Raw genomic sequence first — 17,484 nt, 5'->3', positions numbered from 1 at the left:
TATGAAAAAAACAACAGCATTTCCCGGTAATACCACATAAAAAATCCTTTCCTATCAGGAAAGGAAAACATAGCGCCGTCTGCATAAGAGTCTGCAAACCATACATGCAACGCAGCGCTACGGCTTTGTATTCTATTACATCATACAAAATGCAATTAAAGATATGAAATACTACGGTATTTTGACAGGGAGGCCTATGGGCATTACCCACCATTATTTACCAGACCTTTTGTTTAAGCTAATGCGAACAGTGATCATGATCATGATAGTGCTGTGTACAACAACGTTGTTGCTCATTGCCCGTAATACCAGCGGACAGGACCTGAACACCGTGATGTTGCAACTGAATATCAGGGAAGGAAAACTTGATAAAGTATTAAAACGTATCGAAACGCAGGCGCCTTTCCTCTTTGTAGTAGACGGTGCGCTGGCCGGCAATACGCCCGTACCCGCACTGGAAAACAAGGAACGCTCATTAAAAGAGGTACTGGACGCCTTGCTGCTGCCCCACGACCTGTTCTATGTGCAGGAGGGGAAATATATCATTATCAAAAGAATGCCCATGTCTGCCGCCATGCAGGCGGTAGCAAAAGGACTGCCGGTACCCGAGGGTATGGACAAGGTGATCACCGGGATGGTGACCGACGAAAAAGGTCAGCCACTGCCCGGGGTGAGCATTGTGGTGAAATCGTCAAGGGCCGGTACCATCACTAATGAGAAAGGCGTGTTCTCTCTCGAAGCCAGGAATGAGGCCGATACACTGCTGATCAGTTATATCGGTTACCGCACACAGGAAATAGTTGTCAAAGGCCGTAGTCAGCTGAATATCCAAATGGCCCTGAGCGATAACTCCCTGGCGGATGTTGTGGTGATCGGCTATGGTAGCCTGCGCAAAGGAGACCTGACCAGCGCTGTCGCTACAGTAAAATCAGAAAACTTCGTAAAGGGAAATGTACTGGATGCCGGTCAGCTGTTACAAGGTAAAGTAGCCGGACTTTCCATTGGTACACCCAGTGGCGATCCTACCAGCGGCTCACAGATCCTGTTGCGTGGTAATACTACCCTGCTGGGCGCTAATGCGGATCCCTTAGTCCTGATAGACGGTATCCCCGGCGATCTGAAGACCGTAGCGCCTGAGGACATAGAATCTGTGGATGTATTAAAGGATGGTTCTGCTGCCGCGATTTATGGTACCCGTGGTACGAATGGTGTGATCATCATTACTACCCGGAGGGCCAGTGGAACGTATAGCAATTCAGTGGAATATAGCGGGTATGTCAGCACACAAAGTATTGCCCGCAAACCGGAAATGCTGACAGCTGCAGACTACCGGCAACAGATCAAGGACGGCACCAGGGATGCTTCCTGGGACCAGGGCGCTAATACCGACTGGCTCAAGGAAATATCACAGACGCCATTCACGCATGTACATAACCTTACCATGAGAGGTGGTAATGCCAAAACCAATTATCTCGCGAATGCGAACTACCGCTCGCTGGAAGGTGTCATGAAGAAATCGGATAACAGGACCTTCACCGGCCGTATCGATATCAACCACAGTATGCTGGATGATAAACTGCGTATCAACCTGGGTATGCTGAGCGCCAACAACAGGTACACCACTACCGGCGATGGCTTTAGTTTTAATGGTTATACCTACAGGCAGGCACTCATCCGTAATCCTACCTCTCCGTTGCGTGATTCAACGGGAAACTGGTATGAACAGACTGGCTTGTTTAACTACGAAAACCCGGTGTCAAGGCTCATGGAAAGCGATGGCCGGAATACTTCACAGAATACACGTCTGAATGGTACATTGACGCTGTTGCCTGTACAAGGACTGAAACTGTCCGCCTTATTCTCTTACACCCACTACAACGAAGACAGAGGCTACTCAGAAACTAAAAAGCATATCTCCAATCTGAGGGACAGCAGGAACGGTTATGCATCGGTAGGTTCTTCACAAAGCATGGATAGGTTGATGGAACTGACAGCACAGTACACTGCCAATGTCAGAAGACATAAATTCACAGCCCTGGCAGGTTACAGCTACCAGGAGCGGGAGTATAACAGTCACTGGATGCAGAACTGGGACTTCCCGACAGATCGTTTTACTTATAACAACATCGGTATAGGACAGGCGCTGAAAGAAGGACTGGCACCGGAATACAGTGATAAACTGGAAACAAACCTCATTGGTTTCTTTGGCAGGGCTACCTATAGTTATGATGACCGTTACCTGTTGATGGCCAGCTTACGTCATGAAGCTGCCAGCCAGCTGTATGGCACCAAACAACCCTGGGGTACCTTCCCTGCCATCTCTGCCGGATGGCGTATCAGCAATGAGGCGTTTATGAAAAGACAAACATTGTTCGATGATCTGAAATTACGTGTAGGTTATGGCGTTACAGGTACGCAGCCTACGGATCTCTTCCTCGGTGTAGCTATCCTGAACTACAGCAGCTATGTATATGTAAATGGCGTATGGATACAGACACTGGGCCCTTCACAGAACCCCAATGCTGACCTGCGCTGGGAGGAAAAACATGAGGCGAATGCAGGGTTGGATTTCTCTATGCACAGTGGCAGGATCAGTGGTAGTGTGGATTACTACATCCGCCGCATCAATGGACTATTGTATGACTACCAGGTGCCAAGTCCTCCGAACCTCTATCCATCCACCCGTGCAAACGTAGGCAAGATGGAAAATAAAGGACTGGAAGTACTGGTAAACTTCATCCCGGTGAAGACAAAGAATTTCGAATGGAGCTCCAGCGTGAACTTCTCTACCAACACCAATAAACTTGTAAGTCTGTCTAACAATCTTTACAAGACTACTAACAACTACTTCACCACAGGTGGTACCGGTGAGCCGATCCAGACCTTTACACACATTGTTAACATCGGTGATAAAATCGGCGATTTCTATGGCTTCAAAGTAGTAGACATTTCTCAGGATGGTAAATGGATCTATGAAGGCCGTGATGGAAAGCCTGTTCCTTATGACAGCTACCAGCATGCTTTCGAAGACAAACGTGTACTGGGAAATGGTCTTCCGAAATATTATGGCGGATGGAACAATACGTTCCGTTATAAACAGTTTGATCTGAATATTACCATGCGCGGTGCTTTCGATTATCAGATCCTGAACTTTCAGCGCATGTATTATGAGAACACAGGCCTGCAGCAGTACAACCGTTTGAAATCTGCTTATGATAAAGTGTTCGGTAAGGCAGTGCTGAGTAAAGACATGCCGCTGGAGTTTAACAGCTACTATGTAGAGAATGGTGATTTCTGGAAAGTGGATAATATCACATTGGGTTACAGTTTCAGGAACCTGAAGTCAAAATACATCCATTCTGCACGTATGTATGTCTCTACACTGAATACATTTATCATCACTGGTTATAAGGGTATTGATCCTGAGGTGAACAGGCTGGGACTGGCGCCTGGCAATGATGACAGGGATAAATATCCTTCTGTGAGGACATTTACTGTGGGTGTAAACATGAATTTCTGATCCGTTAATTTCTGCTGTTATGAAACAATCTATCAAGACTATATTACTGGCAACGCTGTTACTGGTGTCTGCCTGCACCAAATTAAAAGATACAAGCTATAACCAGATCATCGCCGGACAATTTGATCCTTCTACAGAAGATCTGGCTTCACTGGTGGGCGCTGCTTATGTGAACTGGCGTCTTGTGCTGAATGACTGGAATGGTTATGCCCGCATACAGGAAGCTACGTCTGATGAAGCGGTGATTCCTGCACGTCCCAATGGCTGGGTGGATGGCGGTATCTATCGCCGTTTGCATGAGCATAAGTGGACGGCTGATGATGATGTGACCATCAATACCTGGAACCGTACTTATGCCGGTATTACCAATTGCAACCGTGTGATCTATCAGCTTGAATCGGGAAGCATTCCTGTCAGCAATGGTAAAGAGGAAACACTGGCAGAGCTGAAAGTATTACGTGCCTCTTATTATTATGTGCTGTGCGATGTATATGGCAATGTGCCTATCGTGACAAAGTTTGACGTGCCTGATGGATTCCTGCCGAAACAGAGCACGCGTAAAGAAGTATATGAATTCATCGTCAAGGAAATAAAGGATAATCTCCCATTACTGAGTGATAAGAATGATAAGACAACCTATGGCAAGTTCAATCAGTGGGCAGCCTATGCACTACTGGCAAAGATGTACCTGAACGCAGAGGTATACAGCGGCACTTCTGCATGGGATGAATGTATTACTGCCTGTGATGCCATCATCAATTCGGGAAAGGGATTTATACTGGAACCTGTACAACGTAGCGTATTTGTAACAGATAACGAGAATTCCAAAGAGATCATCTTCGCACTGCCATTTGATGAAACATATGTAACGAACTGGAATGCCTTTGATATTCATATGCAGACATTACAGCCTGCCTGCCAGGCTACTTATAATCTCAAGTCTACTCCATGGGGAGGTATCTGCGCTGTTCCCCAGTTCATCAATACATTTGATCTGGACGATGCACGCTATCGCGATAACTGGATCAAAGGACAGCAGTACAGCGCTGCTGGTGCTGAACTGAAATGTACAATGGGCGCTTACACCGGTAAACCACTGGCCTTTGTCAACGAAGTACCGGGTATTGATCAATCAGAAGAAATACATGGTTTCCGTTTAGGTAAATTTGAGATCAAGCAGAAAGCCAATGTACAGCTGAGCAATGACTGGCCTTTATTCCGCTATGCAGACATTCTGATGATGAAAGCGGAAAGCCTGTTAAGGAACAATAAGGCAGATGAGGCAGCTGCGCTGGTAACACAGGTAAGACAACGGAATTTTACAGAGCATCCGGAGAAAGCCCTTGTCACAGGTGCTGATCTGCTGAAGGGAAGTGTGTATGACTACGGTTTGCGCGATCACCTGAATCAGACGAAGGAAGGAGGTGCTGATATCCAGTATGGCCGTTTCCTGGATGAACTGGGCTGGGAATTTACACAGGAAGACCGTCGCCGGCAGGACCTGATCCGCTTTAAGGTGTTTACCAAAAAGTCATGGTTCTCGCATACACCTAATGGCGACTACCGGGAACTGTTTCCTATTCCCCGTACGGAGATCAATAAGAACGGCAATCTTCAACAGAATCATGGTTATTAATTTATATAGGGTTATGAAAAAACAATTGTTATCGCTCGCATTACTGTATGCAATGCCACTTTGCGCACAGCAGGCGGACTATCCAGTGAGGCCCGTGAATTTCACCGCCGTACAGCTGACCGACAGTTTCTGGCTGCCGCGTGTACGTACGAATCATCATGTGACGATTCCTGCCTCCTTTGCAAGATGTGAAAGTACTGGCCGTGTGAAGAACTTTGAAATGGCCGCAGCGAAAGAAGGAAAATTCTGTACGAAGTTCCCGTTCGATGATACGGATATCTACAAGACCATCGAAGGGGCTTCTTACTCTATGGCTGTTACGCCCGATAAGAAGATGGACGCCTATGTAGATTTGCTGATCGCAATTGTTGGCAAAGCGCAGGAACCGGATGGATACCTGTATACGGCGAGAACAATTGACCCATTGCATCCACACGACTGGTCAGGACCAGAACGATGGGTGAAAGAGCATGATGGGAGTCATGAACTATATAATTCCGGGCATATGTTTGAAGCAGCCTGCGCACATTATCTGGCTACCGGCAAACGCAATTTCCTGGATATCGCCCTGAAGAATGCAGATCTGCTGGTACAGACTTTTGGCCCTGGCAAACGTGGTGTAGCACCCGGACATGAAATAGTGGAGATGGGACTGGTACGTTTATACCGCGTTACCGGGAAGAAAGAATACCTGCAGCTGGCAAAATTCTTCATCGATGAAAGAGGTAAGCGGCAGTATAATACCAAAAGCCGGAATCCATGGGAGAATGGTAAATACTGGCAGGACGAGGAGCCGGTAATAAAGCAATCCGAAGCAGTAGGACATGCTGTGAGAGCGATGTACCTGTATTCAGCAATGGCTGATATTGCCACACTGGAAGGCGATACGGCGTATCTGGATGCTATTGACAGGATATGGAATAATATGACTACCAAAAAGATCTATGTGCAGGGGGGAATAGGTGCCATCCCTGATGGTGAGCGCTTCGGTGAGAACTATGACCTGCCCAATGCGACCGCTTATAATGAGACTTGTGCGGCTATCGGTAACGTCTATTGGAATCAGCGCATGTTCCAGTTGCATGGCGATGCAAAGTATGTGGATCTGCTGGAGAAGGTGCTGTACAATGGACTGATATCTGGTGTAGGACTGGACGGTAAATCTTTCTTCTATACCAATGCCATGCAGGTGCGTAAAGGCATGCATTATCATAGTTTGGAGGAAACACGCTCAGGATGGTTTGAATGTTCCTGCTGTCCTACAAATATGGCGCGCTTCCTGCCTTCGCTGCCAGGTTACATCTATGCGCAGAAGGGACGTGAAGTGTATGTCAACCTGTTTATGAACAACACGGCATCATTGCAGGTAGAAAAGCAAAAGGTAAAGATTGTGCAGTCGAACAACTATCCTTGGGAGGGCGACCTGCGTTTCAATATCGATCCATCTGCCGCCACTGAATTCACCTTAAAGGTGCGTATACCCGGCTGGGCCAGGCAGGAGGCTATTCCCGGAGGGATCTATTATTTCAAGGGCGGCAAGGCAGATAGTGTGTTGATCAAAGTGAATGGCCAGCCGGTAAGTTATCAGCTGGAGCAGGGATATGCAGTGATCAACAGGAAGTGGAACAAAAAAGATGTAGTGGAAGTACAACTGCCGATGGAGACACATGAAGTATTGGCCGACCAGCAGGTGAAGGACGATAATGGTAAGGTGGCTATCCAGCGTGGACCATTGATGTATTGTGCAGAATGGAAGGATAATGATGGCCGTACCAGCAATCTCTTATTGCCTGATGTATTTCAGCCTGAAGTAAGAAAGGAGCTGCTGAATGGTGTGGTGGTACTGAAAGGGGAAGGCAAAAGCATCAATGTGAATGAACAGCAACAACAGGTAAGTACGGTGGCGAAGCAGGTAACGCTGATCCCGTATTATGCCTGGGCAAACAGGGGAGAAGGGGAAATGAATGTGTGGTTTCCTGAGAAAATAGTGGATGTGGAAATATTGGCCAGGTAATCCATCAGCAACACTCCAATTTTAATACTACAGGCGTCACGTGTACACCGTACATATGACGCCTGTAGTGTTTATAGTATGATTATTTTAATCCTTCACAGATCTTCTTTACAATCGTCGGTCCTTCGTATACAAAGCCTGTATACACCTGTACCAGCGACGCCCCTGCATCCAGTTTCTCCTGTGCATCGGCAGCGGTGAAGATACCTCCTACGGCAATGATAGGCACAGCGCCATTGGTGTGTTTGTGTATATACCGGATCACTTCTGTCGCTTTCTCCTTCACCGGCAGGCCACTGAGACCTCCTGAGCCGATAGCGGCTACTTCTTCTGCAGGTGTTTGTAAGTTCTCCCTGTCGATCGTTGTATTGGTAGCAACAATACCGGCCAGTTTGGTTTCCTGTACGATCTCGATAATATCGTCCAGCTGACTGGTAGTCAGGTCAGGCGCTATTTTCAGCAGAATAGGTTTGGGTTTCGGCTTTTGTGCATTCAGCATCTGTAAATGATGCAGCAGCTGTTTTAAAGGCTCTTTCTCCTGCAATGCACGCAGATTAGGCGTATTGGGAGAGCTGACGTTCACAACGAAATAATCCACCACATCAAACAGTGTATGGAAACATTTCTCATAATCGTTGATGGCCTGTTCATTCGGCGTGATCTTGTTCTTACCGATATTACCCCCGATGATAATATCTGATTTCCTTTTCTGCAGGCGTTTGGCAGCAGCCATGGCGCCTCCGTTATTGAAGCCCATCCGGTTGATGAGAGCCTGGTCGGCAGGAAGACGGAACAGGCGGGGTTGATCATTGCCGGGTTGTGCCACCGGGGTGACGGTGCCGATTTCCACAAATCCGAATCCCAGGCTGGCCAGTTCGTCTGTGAAGCGGGCGTCTTTATCAAAGCCGGCTGCCAGTCCTACGGGGTTCTTAAAGGTCAGTCCCCATAATTGCCTTTCCAGGTCCTTGCGTGTCGGCTGACAGAAAGAACGTACGATATTTTTGCCCAGGGGGATATTATGCATCACCTTGAGGCCTTTCATCACCTTGTAGTGAATGCTCTCCGGCGGGAAGCGGAAGAGTATATTTTTGATAAGATTATACATGCGGGCACAAAGATAAATAAGTTAGGCAATAGTCATTCCTCCCGGTTTGAATACACGGAAAGAATGATAGTCAGGAGATAACACAATAAAACCCGGTATATATTATATCTTTATGGCGCCTTACATACCAATGCTGGACCGTCGTACATTTGAAAATACCTTTAGAGACCATCATGCCGCTTGTCTGGCATTTGCGGTGCATTACACCGGCGACCTCCACGAGGCCGAGGAAGTAGTGCAGCAGGTGTTCCTGCGGTTGTGGGAGAAACGGGAAACCATTGATGTTACGGGGGCTATGAGATCTTACCTGTTTGCTGCCATCCGGAATACCGCTATCAGTAACTGGCGGAAGGAAACGGTGAGGCAGGAAAAGGAGCAGGTAGCCGGCGATCTGCATGCGGCCGGTGGGCAGGCACAGTCGCCCGCCTGGGAGCTGGAACGGATGTATCACCGGGCATTGGAAGTGCTGCCCGATCGTTGCCGTGAAGTATTTATACTCAGTCGGCAGCAACAATTAAAATACGCCGAAATAGCAGATGTGATGAATATCTCCGTGAAAACCGTGGAAAATCAGATGGGAAAGGCATTGAAAATCATGCATAAAGAGCTGAAGGAATACCTCCACGTGCTGTTGTTATGATCTGTGCGGAATGATTTTACCCCTTCGGGGAAGATCTGAGCCGGTTACTGCTGTTGACACTGCATACATGTGTGTTGAAAATAATAGGCTACTGATACTATTTTGACCAAAAAAACGGGAGAGAACAAGCAGAGAAGAAGCAGAGACTTAGCAGAGAAGAGGCAGAGAACAAGCGATGATGTCACTTTTGTATAACAATCATCAGGGATGCCGGGGCCGGGGTATCATTGGGAGCCTCATGGGGGCAAGGGGATTGCTGGCGGAGTACCAATGCGTTTTGTTTCCCGGAATTATCTTTTATAATTTTTGCGAATATTTGCATACCCGATAGGGGAAACCTGCTATAGCCTGCGTCTGTTACCGTAAGAAAGCCTTGTTGTGCTTTTGCCTGCTTTCATCTGTTTTAAATACTACAAACTGTTCGATGACTAAACTGTATGCTGATGAGGCGTTATACGCCTTGCTATGTAAATATCTGCTGGATGAAGCTGATACAGCTGAACGCCAGTGGGTGGACGACTGGCTGAAAAGTGATCCTGATCACCCCGGGCTGTTGTCAGCACTTGAAAAGTTGCTGGAGGAACAGCCCCATATAGTAGTGACACCTGCTGACACGGAACGTGCCTGGCAATCCCTGAACGCCAGGATGGGCGGAAAGGTGGTCACCTACAGATGGCGTAAGTGGTGGGCGGCAGCAGCCGTGATACTATTTGCTGCGGGAGCGGGACTCTTATGGCTGACGGCCCGTAACAGTCGCACACAACGGTTTACAGGACCGGTACTGGCGCAACTGAAAGACGGTACCACTGTTCAACTGGAAGAGAAGGCTCAGCTGCTGGTAATGACGGGCTTCGGCAGCAGGCAGCGGGAAGTGTCTCTGGAAGGAAAAGCCATCTTTGATGTAACGCCGGATGCCACTCGCCCGTTTATAATAAAACTGGGAGAGAGGACCATAAAAGTGTTAGGCACCCGTTTTATGGTGGATGTAGCAACCGGTAAAAAAGGCGCGTTGCGCATACATGTGGATACGGGACAGATCATGGTGACAGACAGAAGCAGCAAGGATAGTGTGATACTGTCGGCAGGTATGCTGCTGGAACAACAGGAAGAAAAGGTTCCTTTCAGGATCGCAGCACATGTGGCAGATGCCACGAAACAGCAGCTGGTATTTGCAGATACCCCCTTATCGGAAGTATTGCAGACCATTGAAATAATTTATCATGTAAATGTTAGCGCAGATGCTGCCTTGCTGCAATTGCCGGTAACAGCTACTTTTACAGGCGAAACGGCAGAGAATGTGCTGGCGTCTATCGCTTTCATGACCAATGCAGAGATAGGGAAAAAAGACACCGTCATAATATTAAAGAAGCATGAAGAATAATTTTTACAACATTAAAAAGAATGATGTCGCTGTTTGGTAGGATGTTATTAGGAACATTGCTGATCTGTATTCCTGTACATGCATCCTCCGGGTGGGATTGGCGTACCAGGGTCAGTGTGGCAGTAAAGGACCAGCCGCTTGAAACAATATGTATAATACTGGAGAAACAATATGGCATCCATTTCTCTTACAGCAAAAACGTTGTTGACCTGTCTCCGCTGGTAACGGTGAATGTACAGAACAAGCCCCTGAAGAAAGCCCTGGAAGACATTTTTAAACCCTTCGATATCCAATTTGCCCGTATCGGCGATCAGATTGTACTCACTTTTAAGAAGCAGCCTACACAGACGATCAGTGGATATGTGCAGGATAACGCCACTGGTGAAAAACTGATCGGGGCAACTGTTTATTCCCCGATACAACGTGTTGGCACCACCACCAACCAGTTTGGCTTTTTTAGTCTCACATTACCCCGGGATACGGTTAGTTTACAGGTCAGCTACATCGGGTATAAACCTGGTAAATTACCGGTGAGGAAATCTCAGAGCGAACCCGTGATTGTGCCATTGCAGTCGCAAAACAGCCTGCCCGAAGTAGTGGTAGTGACAGATACGCTCCGTCAGCATGACCAGGTGCCCCTGAGTAAATTAAGCCTGTCGCCGGCGGAGATGAAATCGATGCCTCGTCTGCTGGGTGAAGCAGATATGATGCGTGCTATCGGAGCGCTGCCGGGTGTATCGGGAGGCATAGATGGTGGCGGAGGATTGAATGTAAGAGGTGGAAGTCCGGATCAGAACCTGGTACTGCTGGATGGTACACCCATCTTCAGCGTGTCACATTTATTCGGGATCTTCTCTGTGTTCAACCCTGATATTGTGAAGAGCGCGGAGTTCTATAAAGGAGCCTTCCCCGCCCGTTATGGAGGCCGGTTATCGTCTATCATAGACATCTCACTGAAAGACGGCGACATGCAGCAGTTTCATGGAGAAGCCGCTATCGGGCTGATTGCGGCAAAGGCGATGGTGGAAGGCCCGATTAAAAAAGGTAAGACCTCCTTTGTGGTGTCTGGCCGCCGTTCACATACCGACATGCTGTTGAATGATCTGGTACAGACCAAGGACACTGAGGGACCGGAAAGTAAAGGATATGTGTATTTCTACGATGCTAATCTGAAGGTGAACCATATCTTTTCCGAAAAAGACCGTTTGTACCTGAGTGCTTACATAGGGCAGGACAAGCTGAATTTAACATGGAAAGAACGGCCGCTGGATACGATCAATCCCAGTGCTTATTTGGGCAATAGCCACTCTAAGTTCTTATGGGGTAATTACACCGGTACCCTGCGCTGGAACCATGTTTTCAGTCCGAAACTGTTTGGCAACCTGACCACCAATTATTCGCAGTACTATTTTTCTACGGAATATAATTATAACTATAAGCCTATAAATACTGCAGACACGAGCAGATTGTACGGAAAATATTATTCCAGCATACAGGATGTTGTTGTAAAGGCTGATTTTGAATACAGGCCGCAACCCAATCATACTATCAAGTTTGGGATGGGTGCTATTACGCACATTTTTAACCCGGGCGTATCACTGTTTGAAGATGAAGGTGGCGAACAGCCATCATTGGATACGACTTACGATAACGGCGCTTCCGTCGGACAGGAGATCTTGTTGTATGCAGAAGATGAATGGAGCGCAACACAGGCACTCCGGATCAATGCTGGTATACATGCTTCCGGCTTCCTGGTGGATGGGCGTTTCTATCATTCAATACAGCCAAGATTGGGGCTCAGATATCAGTTGCCACACAGATGGACTGTCAAGGCATCATATACACATATGACCCAGTACCTGCACCTGCTTTCCAATAGCAATGCCAGTCTGCCGACAGATCTCTGGGTACCGTCTACAAGAAAGGTGCAACCAATGTTCTCCCGTCAGGGATCAATAGGTATTGTAAAGAGCAGCCGCCACCGGATGTATACCATGTCTGCAGAAGTGTATTATAAGACCATGGATCATGTAATAGAATACAGCGAGTATGTATCACCATTTGATGGTGCGGGTAAAAACTGGGATGATGAGGTAGCTGTTGGTAAGGGGCGTAGTTATGGAGGAGAGATCATGCTGGAAAAGAAAAAAGGGACAACAAGAGGATGGATCGGTTATACCCTGTCCTGGTCTGACAGGAAATTTCCCTCTGTGAATGGAGGCAAGTCTTTCCCTTATAAATATGACCGCAGGCATGATATTGAAATAGTGTTTACACAACGGCTGAGTAAACGCTGGGAACTGTCTGCCAACTGGGAATATACTACAGGACTACCATTGACCTTGCCAACAGCAAGTTATGAGGGGACAGGAGATGCGTCTCCTTATGATCCACCACAGAGGGATCCTATCCTGGATCATATTGGCAACAGGAATCAATACCGTACTTCATCCATGCATAGGTTGGATCTCAGCGCGACCTACAGTAAAAAGAAAAAGCTGTGGACAAAGAGCTGGACATTCAGTCTGTATAATGCGTATAATCAGCCGAATCCGTTTTCCTATTATATCGTTACTGATACAAAAAAGCAGGAACGTTACCTGGCACAGATCAGCATTTTGCCTATTCTGCCAAGCGTAACCTATGCAATTAAATTTTAAATGAAACGTATGCGTCCATTTTCATTTTATGCAATATTGCTGGTCATTGTAATGACGGCCTGTGAGAAAGAATCACGGATCCCGATTCCTTATGATGGGGATAAGGTGGTGCTGAACAGCCTGATACAGCCGGACAGTCTCATATATATACGCGTGACCAAAAGTAAGCCGGTAAAGGAATACGGTAATCTGCGGTTCCCGGAATTACAGGGCGCAGCTGTGGTGCTACAGGAAAACGGGAAGACACTGCCTGCACCGGAATGGAGGGTGATCAACGGAAGGGGATATTACGTATCGCAAGGCGTGGCGGGAGTTGGCAAAGAATATACGGTGAGTGTGAGTTATAGCGGCCTTGCCAGTGTTGCAGCAACAGATAGCACGCCACCTGCGGCAGATGTCAGGGATGGCTCTGCACAAAAGGCCTCCAACAGGGTAAAGTTCTCTCTGAAAGATAATATCGCAGAAAAGAATTATTACAGGATCCGCGTATATAATGCGGATGTTGTAAATGGAGAGATCGTGCCCCTGAAACATGATACGGTAAAGTTCCGCCTGGACCCGTCATTCAACAATAACTTCATTGACATCATCGGTAATGAATATTACAGCGAAGTGCTGCTGACGGATGAACGTATCAATGGAAAGGAGGTGCTCTTTGTGTTGCAGACAAGCAAAGAAATAACAGCTTCTCACATGATAGTGGAAGTCAGCGGGTTGACCAGAGGAGCCTACAAGTACCTTGATGGAACGTATTCACAACGATTGGAGGAGCGGATTGATTTCTCAACGGATCCTGTGAATGTCTATTCCAATGTGAAAAACGGGTATGGCATTCTTGGAGGGGTGAATGCCAGAAGGCTTTCGTTCGCAATAGAATAGTACAGTGGCTATTTTTCTATCTGGTACTTCAGTATAATATCGTTCAGCTTACACGACAGTTTCACACATTCTGAAATAATGGTGTTTTCAAGTTCTGTGTATCCGGCCGATTCAAGATGATAGATCTGCGGGTAAACGGATGACATCAGTTCTCTGGCAGCTGATATGAGCCCGTCCTGCAGATTGACAAGTTGTTGTTGTTCCTGCATCGCACTCTGATAGTATGGCGATAGTGGATTCAGTATTTCATCCCAATCCATGGGTTTAAATTTTTCCGGTGATAGGTAATGTATATTTAACAATAGCACAAAGCATTTAGTTTAACCCCATCGCGAACTTCCTCCCATGAAATATTGAAAGACGTAGATATTTCCTTTTGCGTAAAGATTGTCATAAAATTTTCCCGATCCGATTAGTTCGTTACATTTCTATGACATAGATTTGCATCACTCAATTACTCCGCCGCACCTGTCAGTCCGTTTCTGATATATCCCTATATATCATATCAAGGCTGATAGTGATACTTTTTAAAATTTAATTACTGGTAACCTGTACCGGATCACTGTGAAGTTCCGTAATGGCCTTTAGTCTGTCCATACCTGACTTCCCGGCATCCTGTATGCGAAACTTATGTAGGTTCTTGCCGGAGCATGGCGGAGTAAAATGCTCATGGTAAGCGATGGTTGGCCCAAACCCCGGGTAGGGTCAACCATTCATTTCTCTTATCAACATTATTATTGTCATTCTTACTTTAATCAGATTATGATGAATCATATACGGATACGATCATTGATCGTGTCATTGGCTGTCTGCCTGTTGGCAGCGACGAATGTTAGCGCGCAGGGTTTTAAGCGTATCGTATCCCTGAACGGCGCGGTTACCGAGATTGTATGTGCACTGGGGTTTGAAAGTGCCCTGGTAGGTGTGGACGTAACGAGCACTTATCCTGCCAGCATGAAGCAAGTAGCAAAGGTGGGACATAACCGGAATATTTCTGCCGAACCGGTACTGGCACTACAGCCCGATCTGATCCTGGCTACTGATAATTTTATTCAACCGGCAGTGATTGAACAGTTTAAAAATGTAGGTGTAAAAACGGTGCTGCTGAAGCAGGAGTTCTCAGTAGCGGGCACTAAAAAACTGATCACAGAAGTTGCAGCTGCCCTGAAAGTGCCGGAAAAAGGCGCTGTACTGGTAAAACAGCTGGATAAAGAGCAGCAGGCATTACATGTTAAATCTCAACCTAAAAAAGTATTGTTCATCTATGCCCGTGGCGCCGGTACGATGATGGTAGCAGGTAAAGAAACACCTCTCGATAAGATCATCGCATTGGCCGGTGCACAGAACGCAGCTACTGGGTTCAATGATTTCAAACCACTGACTCCTGAAGCATTGGTGACTGCTAATCCGGATGTGATCCTCATGTTTGATGATGGATTAAAAAGCATGGGTGGTGTGGATGGCCTGTTGAAAGTACAGGGCATCGCAGCAACAACAGCAGGTAAACAAAAGAAAGTAATTGTAATGGATGGTCAGTTGCTGACAGGTTTCGGACCGCGTGTAATACAGGCTGTGCAGGAACTTGCAGGAAAGTTGAACTCATGAGAACCACATTTGACTCCGTAAGAGATGAATGCATGTTTATAACAAAAGTGATTATTCTCCGTCAATCGACTCTGTAGGAGTCGCCTGTTTGTAGCCCCGGGTTGCAAACCCGGGGGGACATGTTTCGTGAATAAATAATAATGAATATAACAAACATAAAACGCGTCAGCAGCATCACTATACTGAGTGTATTGCTCATCATGGTGATACTGCTGGCAACCGGTACTGGCGCCATGCATATATCAGGTATGCAGGTACTTGCCATCCTGTTGAATAAGGCAGGCATTCATCTGCCTGTTGCCTATGAGGAGAACATGCCCGGCGTATTGTGGATGATCCGTCTGCCGAGGGTGATACTAGGCGTATTAATAGGCGCCGGATTAGGAGTGGCAGGCGCCTCGCTGCAGGGACTGTTTCGGAATCCACTGGCAGATCCGGGTCTGATAGGTATCAGTTCAGGCGCTTCTATGGCAGCTGTGGTGATGATCATTGTACAAAGCGCGCTACCTGTTTTTCAGCATGTGCCGGTATTGAATTTTTATGTATTGAACCTGGCTGCATTTGCAGGAGCGGTCATCACTACTTTATTCATTTTCCGCATTGCCCGTACCGGCGGACAAGCAGCTATTTCCACCATGCTGCTGGCCGGTATTGCGGTGAGAGCATTATGTGAATCTGTTACCGGTTTAATGACCTACCTGGCCAGCAACGAGCAGCTACGCAGTATTACTTTCTGGTCGCTGGGCAGCCTGGGAGGCGCCAGCTGGCAGACGGTAGCAGGGGTAGCTCCCTTTGTTATCATTCCGCTGATCATGCTACCCCGCCTGGCACCTGCGCTGAACCTGCTGGCGTTGGGTGAACGGGAAGCGATGCACAGTGGCGTGAAAGTGCCAAGGCTCAAATCGCTGCTCGTCATCTTTGCAACGATGGCGGTAGCAGCGGGCGTAGCGGTAGCAGGTATCATCGGATTTATAGGACTGATCGTACCACATATCGTACGGCAGTTCACGGGGCCCGACTACAGGATACTGATACCAGGGGCTGCTTTGTCCGGCGCAGTCCTGCTGACAGTGGCCGACCTGTTATGCCGTACCATTGTAGCCCCTGCGGAATTGCCGGTAGGAATTATTACCGCTGTAATAGGCGCACCATTCTTCCTCTGGCTTATTATCAAGGAAAAAAGGACTATACCTGCATGATGTTGTGTGTAAAAGATATATCGCTCTCACTCGGTAAAATAAAGATCCTGCAGGGCGTCAGCCTGGAAGCAGCAGCCGGAGAGCTGTACGTGGTCATGGGCGCCAATGGTGCAGGGAAATCTACGCTGCTGAAAGTAATAGCGGGAGAATATATGCAATACCAGGGTAGTGTAATGATAGGGGGAAAGGAATTAAAGTCATTACCCATAGCAGCGCAAGCCCACACCAGGGCAGTGTTGTCACAGCAGCTGACATTAAACCAGCCATTCACTGTGGAAGAGGTGGTGAGTATGGGCCGTTATATCTATAACGCCCATCTTTCCGCCACAGACAAAGAGATCATTACCTATGCCTTAAAGATAATGCAGATACAAAGCCTGCGTGACAGGACATATCCTACATTATCCGGCGGACAAAAACAACGCGTACAGATGGCGCGTGTATTGGCGCAATTGCTGGAAGCGCCCGACTTACAAGCCACCGACTATACCGGCAGGAAAATGTTACTGCTGGATGAACCGGTAACCGGGATGGACATCCTTCATCAGCAATTGTCACTGCAACTGGCTGCTACACTGGCTGCCAGCGGCGTACTGGTGGTAGCTGTGCTGCACGACTTTCAGCTGGCTGCTGCTTATGCCAGCAAGCTGCTACTGCTGAAAGATGGTCGTGTATATGCACAGGGAACCGTGGAGGAGATCCTCACATCTGCTCATATCAAAAACTGTTTCGGTGTGGATGTAGCCGTACTGGAACATCCGCACTGTCATTATCCGCTGGTGGTTACCGCCGCTACCGGTGGCTTATTTCAATCACCTGCCCTAAAGGCATTAAAAGTATTGTAA

General features: G+C 47.4%; 12 protein-coding genes. 10 read left to right on the top strand and 2 right to left on the bottom strand.

Annotated features, from left to right (window positions below; translation table 11 throughout):
• The first annotated feature begins 241 nt into the window (after positions 1–241).
• Genes CLV42_RS09880 through CLV42_RS09870 form a run of 3 tightly spaced genes read left to right on the top strand, consistent with a single transcriptional unit; the run spans position 242 to position 7,170 of the window.
• On the top strand, positions 242–3,520 hold the full coding sequence (locus CLV42_RS09880; protein WP_245901580.1) for a SusC/RagA family TonB-linked outer membrane protein: 3,279 nt from the start codon (positions 242–244) through the stop codon (positions 3,518–3,520).
• A 19-nt stretch (positions 3,521–3,539) separates the two neighbouring features.
• Positions 3,540–5,156: a RagB/SusD family nutrient uptake outer membrane protein gene (locus tag CLV42_RS09875; RefSeq protein WP_106601738.1), complete on the top strand. Its 1,617-nt coding sequence runs from the start codon at positions 3,540–3,542 to the stop codon at positions 5,154–5,156.
• A gap of 13 nt (positions 5,157–5,169) precedes the next feature.
• A complete protein-coding gene (locus tag CLV42_RS09870; protein ID WP_106601737.1) occupies positions 5,170–7,170 on the top strand; it encodes a glycoside hydrolase family 127 protein in 2,001 nt (666 codons plus the stop codon).
• Between the two features lie 82 nt (positions 7,171–7,252).
• Here the strand turns inward: CLV42_RS09870 and CLV42_RS09865 are convergent, their stop codons facing one another.
• The gene (locus CLV42_RS09865) at positions 7,253–8,275 is read right to left on the bottom strand and encodes a quinone-dependent dihydroorotate dehydrogenase (RefSeq protein WP_106601736.1); all 1,023 of its coding nucleotides are present in this window, start codon (positions 8,273–8,275) and stop codon (positions 7,253–7,255) included.
• Positions 8,276–8,387: 112 nt separating this feature from the next.
• Here CLV42_RS09865 and CLV42_RS09860 point away from each other — a divergent pair, with 112 nt between their 5' ends.
• The 4 genes from CLV42_RS09860 (at position 8,388) to CLV42_RS09845 (ending at position 13,835) form a co-directional block, all read left to right on the top strand.
• Complete coding sequence (locus CLV42_RS09860; RefSeq protein WP_106601735.1) at positions 8,388–8,915, top strand: RNA polymerase sigma-70 factor; 528 nt, start codon at positions 8,388–8,390, stop codon at positions 8,913–8,915.
• A 424-nt stretch (positions 8,916–9,339) separates the two neighbouring features.
• The gene (locus CLV42_RS09855) at positions 9,340–10,296 is read left to right on the top strand and encodes a FecR family protein (protein ID WP_106601734.1); all 957 of its coding nucleotides are present in this window, start codon (positions 9,340–9,342) and stop codon (positions 10,294–10,296) included.
• A 20-nt stretch (positions 10,297–10,316) separates the two neighbouring features.
• Entirely contained in the window at positions 10,317–12,956 is a 2,640-nt protein-coding gene (locus CLV42_RS09850) for a TonB-dependent receptor (RefSeq protein ID WP_106601733.1), read from the top strand.
• A gap of 9 nt (positions 12,957–12,965) precedes the next feature.
• Positions 12,966–13,835, top strand: a complete 870-nt coding sequence (locus CLV42_RS09845; RefSeq protein ID WP_170117453.1) for a DUF4249 domain-containing protein — start codon at positions 12,966–12,968, stop codon at positions 13,833–13,835.
• Positions 13,836–13,843: 8 nt separating this feature from the next.
• Here the strand turns inward: CLV42_RS09845 and CLV42_RS09840 are convergent, their stop codons facing one another.
• The gene (locus CLV42_RS09840; protein WP_089828543.1) at positions 13,844–14,095 is read right to left on the bottom strand and encodes a hypothetical protein; all 252 of its coding nucleotides are present in this window, start codon (positions 14,093–14,095) and stop codon (positions 13,844–13,846) included.
• Between the two features lie 502 nt (positions 14,096–14,597).
• On the opposite strand from CLV42_RS09840, the gene CLV42_RS09835 reads away from it, so the two are divergent.
• The 3 genes from CLV42_RS09835 to CLV42_RS09825 all read left to right on the top strand — a co-directional run bounded on the left by CLV42_RS09835 (position 14,598) and on the right by CLV42_RS09825 (position 17,484).
• On the top strand, positions 14,598–15,440 hold the full coding sequence (locus CLV42_RS09835) for a heme/hemin ABC transporter substrate-binding protein (RefSeq protein ID WP_245901579.1): 843 nt from the start codon (positions 14,598–14,600) through the stop codon (positions 15,438–15,440).
• A 140-nt stretch (positions 15,441–15,580) separates the two neighbouring features.
• Positions 15,581–16,639, top strand: coding sequence for a FecCD family ABC transporter permease (locus tag CLV42_RS09830; protein ID WP_106601731.1), 1,059 nt, complete (start codon positions 15,581–15,583; stop codon positions 16,637–16,639).
• Positions 16,636–17,484 (top strand): heme ABC transporter ATP-binding protein, encoded by an 849-nt coding sequence (locus tag CLV42_RS09825; protein ID WP_170117452.1) that lies wholly within the window; start codon positions 16,636–16,638, stop codon positions 17,482–17,484. Before CLV42_RS09830 ends, CLV42_RS09825 begins: the two co-directional genes overlap by 4 nt.

This window comes from Chitinophaga ginsengisoli (assembly GCF_003014595.1).
GTDB classification, from domain to species: domain Bacteria; phylum Bacteroidota; class Bacteroidia; order Chitinophagales; family Chitinophagaceae; genus Chitinophaga; species Chitinophaga ginsengisoli.
This window is presented reverse-complemented; position numbering and strand designations above follow the sequence as displayed.